General features: G+C 38.7%; 2 protein-coding genes. Both read right to left on the bottom strand.

The window, feature by feature from the left end:
* Positions 1-42: 42 nt before the first annotated feature.
* Entirely contained in the window at positions 43-435 is a 393-nt protein-coding gene (locus QUB24_RS33435) for a transposase (RefSeq protein ID WP_333157886.1), read from the bottom strand.
* Positions 436-585: 150 nt separating this feature from the next.
* On the bottom strand, positions 586-1,113 hold the full coding sequence (locus tag QUB24_RS33430; RefSeq protein ID WP_333157885.1) for a helix-turn-helix domain-containing protein: 528 nt from the start codon (positions 1,111-1,113) through the stop codon (positions 586-588).
* Positions 1,114-1,190 lie beyond the last annotated feature (77 nt).

Genomic DNA, 1,190 nt, shown 5'->3' with positions numbered 1-1,190 from the left:
TAAGTAGGTCGGCATAAAAAAACCAAAGTAAGTAAAGAAATGTTAAGAGCGGGTACGGGAACTAAATTTAAAGCGATTAGTTGTATAATCTCCTCGTTCTCCTCTAGCTTCAATTCCATCAATTACTGCGTAGGCAAGATCTAGTTCGTCTTCAAACATTTTTCCTACCAGTTCATGATTTTTAAGTTGTTGCCATTCCAGTTCAATTTTGTTCATTTCTGAGCAGTATTCTGGTAAAAAGAAAATATACAAGCCCTGGCTTTCCCACTGGGACCATTTTTGTTGGACATCTAGGGATTTGTGTATGGGGCCGTTATCTTGAATTATCACTCTTATCCGTCCAGTTGATTTCATTTCATGCTTCAGCTTGTTGAGCTTCATTTTCCATGATTTTGATATATGATTCGCTACTGAAACTCCCAATAACCAAGCCATACGAGAAACTGATACACGGCTGTAGCAATCCTAAAATACTCAATCTTCGCCCCCTTCGTTTTGTTTGCTCTAACCGTTTTTGCGCTCCAATTGGGTAATATGTATATCCATTGGAACTCCACAAACAAAAACCTGATTCATCCAGGTATTTCAGATCGATTTCTCCCGCCGATGCTGCCAATTCCAACATATCTTGATCTGCCTGTTTGAGCGAGCGTCGTAATGGGTCTTGCTTCTGTTTATGGCTGGAGCGCGCTCGTTTCCAAATAATCTTTTTTTTTTGAGAATTCGTCTTAATCTGTCAGGGCTTAATTTGACCCCGCGTTCTTGTTCTAATTTTTGGGCAAGTTGACGACTATTATATCTGCGTGGTTCATTGAGGAGACATTCTTCTAGATAAACAATATCTGATTCTTTCCATGTTTGTTTTACCCCTCTGCCTCTGGTTGACCATAATCCTACCAAACCCATTTTTAGCCACCGATGAATTACTTCTCTAATTGTTTGCTCCCTACACTTAAAATGAGCTGCAATCTCCTCTATATACCACCCCTGGGAGTTTAATCTAAGAATTTGCGCTCGATCTTTTACTTTCTGAGAGACTGTTGTTGCTGTTCTCAATTCAAATAGTGTTCTGTCTTCTTCTTGGTTGAGAAATACTCTTAAACGAGCGCCCATATTTGTTTGTTTTGTAAATTTAATTCGACTCTTTACTTATCTTAACATACTTTGGTTTTTTTACACCTACCTACTTA

The sequence above is a fragment of the Microcoleus sp. B9-D4 genome (assembly GCF_036705105.1).
Lineage (GTDB): Bacteria > Cyanobacteriota > Cyanobacteriia > Cyanobacteriales > Microcoleaceae > Microcoleus.
This window is presented reverse-complemented; position numbering and strand designations above follow the sequence as displayed.